Source organism: Actinomycetota bacterium (genome assembly GCA_018334075.1).
Lineage (GTDB): Bacteria > Actinomycetota > Coriobacteriia > Anaerosomatales > UBA912 > JAGXSC01.
Genome location: JAGXSC010000065.1, coordinates 1 through 3,431 on the forward strand (window position 1 = coordinate 1; position 3,431 = coordinate 3,431).

Here is a 3,431-nt window from a genome sequence, read left to right on the forward strand (position 1 = left end):
GCAAGTGTCCAAAATGCTACAATTTTTTCGGATTTGCCACAAAAAATTTTTCAAAAAATTTTGCCGTAATTATTTCAAAAGTAGGGTAATATAAAATATTAAAGGGCTTTAGTATTATTTCTCTACAAATCTGCTAAAATAAAAACACGATTTTGACTTTTATCAAGAAAATTATGGATTTATTTTTAGGTAATGTCAAAAATGCTAGATCGAACTTGACTTTTTACAAAACAAATTGCTTTTGAATGCTACTCATATTATAAAATAAAACTCCAGTTAATCTTATTTAAGAACTATGGCTGGAGTTGTCTATGTGCAGATTTTTAAGTGAAAATATAAAGCATGTTTTTGTTAAAATATCAACTACTCAGGTTAGCTTCAAAAACTGCTTTAGCCCAACCACGAGGGGTTAATGAGCGCAAAACCTTCGTCTTTTTACTCTTGCCGCCTAGATGTTTCCAGGACCAACAATATCCAATGTGATCTACTGGTTTCTTTGGTGGAACTTTGAACCCATTTCCATACCAAAGAGATGTTTTCTTAGTATAAGCATCAAACTTAGGCATTTTAGGGTGAAATTGTGCTTCTTCGCCAGATAAGTAGCCGCCATATTCATATGGATCAAAGTATGAATCTGGTTTCCTCCATTTTGTTGCTAATTGAGACACAGGATTCTCAACAACCCAAGGACATTGATACTTTTCTCCTAACATTTGAACGTATTTTGCAGATCTTACAGTTTCATCTTTTTGATCGGTTGTTTTATCATGTTGAGCACCACTAACAGCAACATGTGTACAATCTGGGAATGCAAAGATAAAATCTGGATCAGGTATGCTCATGAGTTTTCTTTTCTCATCAAAGTCTTCATCGATCCAAAGATTAATATAATGAAGATTAGGATGATCCATTTTAATAAAATACGCTCCATGGTTAGCAGAATCAGCATTAAAGCAGAACACAGAATGTCCTGCTTTTGCTGCATCCAAACCTGCTATGCCTGACCCATCGTACAAGCAGTAGATGACTTTACTCATTTATAGTTGATATCTCCAGACATTGTGTTAGATTTTCCATGAATAGTCTTCGCATTAATGTCACCTGACATAGTTTTTGCATTTCCGTTAATTACTTCACAGAAGAGATCCCCACTCATGGTAGATGCAGTTTCCACATTCCCATACACAGTAGCATTTCCTGATCCTGTCTCAAGTTTATCAACATCTCCATGTACAGTGATGTTAATATCTCCTACAAGACTTTCCATGACAACTTCACCATCAATAATGACCTTATCTCCATTAATGTACATATTACCGCCAACATAATCTTGCCCATTAATAGTTATTTTACCTTTATTAGATTTAAAACTAAAATTCATTCTTTATCTCCTTTAACGTTCAGATATCTCTACGATTTCACCTTCAGATAAACGGCCTGTATCTTTTAAATCTTGTAATCTATATGATGCATGTTCTTTATTTATTGCATAAAGATGAATTGAGTATACAGAGTCATCAGAATCAAAATCAACACTATATAGACGCCAGATTCTGCCATTTACTTCAACAGTCAGTGGGTAATTAATCATTCAATTTACCTTTAAGTTAATCATTGATCCAACAGAAATCTCAACATTTGTTGATTTTCCTGTCAGTGAGAATTGAACTTTTCCAGTTTGTCTAAACACCAGGACAGTTTCAACAACCCCTCCATAACGGAGGGTATCACCAATAGCCAAGTCTTCTGCATACACCATCACACAATCTTTGTAGATTGATTCATAATATTCTCTTCCAGGTTTTTTAGGTCTGGGATAAGGAGATATTAATCTCATATTATTATCCTTTCAATAGTTTTTTATTGTTTAAATCTGGCATTAGATTAAGTTCACCACAAAATTCAGACCTATCTCCTGCATCTTCTGCCATAGCTTCAGAGTAGTCATCGTCTAGCCATTTGTCACGAGCCTCATGGAAATTTTCAGTATTGTCAAAAGTATCATGGAAGAATTGATCAATACTTTCACTATCACCCACACCAAAGTGAGCAATTTTATAGTTAATAGGGATCCCTTTCAACAGGAATTTTTCTTCCACTACGCTATTTGGTTTCAGTACTTTTCTTGCACGTGTACAGGCAACATAAAGTAGATTGTCTTCCTCTTGATCAACCTTTTGAAGTTTTCCTTTGTTATCATAGCAAGACTTGAAATCATCTGCAAGGACAACTTGATCCCACTCAAGACCTTTAGCTTTATGACTGGTTGTAAGAATAACATCAGCAGTCGCTTCACTTTTTTCACTAAAGTTTAGATTGTTAATGACTTCTTGTGCCCGACCTTCCTGAACAATCTTAACAAGTTTGCCCATGCTTGGATCAGATTGAGCTTCATTGACTAAATCTCCCCATGTTGCATATGGTACAATAAGTTCATGCTTAACCTTTTTAATCTGCTTGTTATGAAGGTGCAAAGCAGATTCTAACATGGAGACAAAATCCCTTACATCAATGTTAAGGAAGATTTTCTCACCTCGTGCAATCATTTCAAGTGCTTCAAAAATGAGTGTTACATTCTTACGATAGAGCACTGTATATGGTTTATTAGGATCAATCTCACCAACAATTGACTTAATGGACTCTAATCCTGTTACCTCTTCATCGATAATCAATTTTGCTACATCAGCAATGTCTTTACCAAATCGGAAAGATTGAGTCAGTTTTACTTCTGGAGCATTAATCTTCTCCATTGCATTCACTGATCCACGCCAACCATAAATTGCCTGGTGTTTATCACCAACATAAACAATCTTAGGTTTGATGTCAGAAAACAAAGAGATCATTACATCACTGGTATCCTGTGCTTCATCAATCAAGATGCAATCATAATTTTCAAACTGAGGTTTACTCATTTGATAGAGTTTTAGATATGTATCATGTGTACAAAGAATTCGTTCCTCTTTGTCACAACGATCTTCCCAAAGTTTATTGGCAACACTTAAGATCTCTTTTTTAACTTTGGACTCTTTTAGAGCAAATCGACGTTTGATATCATCCATATGAAACTTAGGGATATGAAACTCTGTAATTTTATCCTTATTAGATCTTTCAAAAGTATTAACTGTATCTTTTACAATCAACCCAAGATAATTTTTAGTCAAAACAGCACCATTATGGTCTTTCATATCAAAAATACCATAGTGTAGTGCAATCTCGGAGCCTGTTCCTGCCATATTGATGTAGCGACCAGTTGGACGAGTCAATTTATGAGCATAATGCTTACCAATGTTACGATATGCTAAGGAGTGAATTGTCATAACATGCACGTTATCTGGAAACTTTTTCGCTGCATCATTAGCCATACTTTTATTAAAGGCAACATATAAGAAAGTCAACTCAGGATGAGATTCAGCGATAAATTTAAGTGTAGA

General features: G+C 34.8%; 5 protein-coding genes. All 5 read right to left on the bottom strand.

Translation table 11 applies throughout. The annotated features are described in order from the left end of the window. Nucleotides 1-359: 359 nt before the first annotated feature. Nucleotides 360-1,037 (bottom strand): DNA cytosine methyltransferase, encoded by a 678-nt coding sequence (locus KGZ89_08140; protein ID MBS3974817.1) that lies wholly within the window; start codon nt 1,035-1,037, stop codon nt 360-362. Beyond that, the gene (locus KGZ89_08145) at nt 1,034-1,381 is read right to left on the bottom strand and encodes a hypothetical protein (protein MBS3974818.1); all 348 of its coding nucleotides are present in this window, start codon (nt 1,379-1,381) and stop codon (nt 1,034-1,036) included. Before KGZ89_08145 ends, KGZ89_08140 begins: the two co-directional genes overlap by 4 nt. 12 nt (nt 1,382-1,393) lie before the next feature. Then, on the bottom strand, nt 1,394-1,591 hold the full coding sequence (locus KGZ89_08150) for a hypothetical protein (protein MBS3974819.1): 198 nt from the start codon (nt 1,589-1,591) through the stop codon (nt 1,394-1,396). Further along, nucleotides 1,592-1,837: a hypothetical protein gene (locus KGZ89_08155; GenBank protein MBS3974820.1), complete on the bottom strand. Its 246-nt coding sequence runs from the start codon at nt 1,835-1,837 to the stop codon at nt 1,592-1,594. A gap of 4 nt (nt 1,838-1,841) precedes the next feature. Next, nucleotides 1,842-3,431: ATP-dependent helicase (locus tag KGZ89_08160; protein MBS3974821.1), on the bottom strand; the 1,590-nt coding region annotated here is incomplete at its 5' end.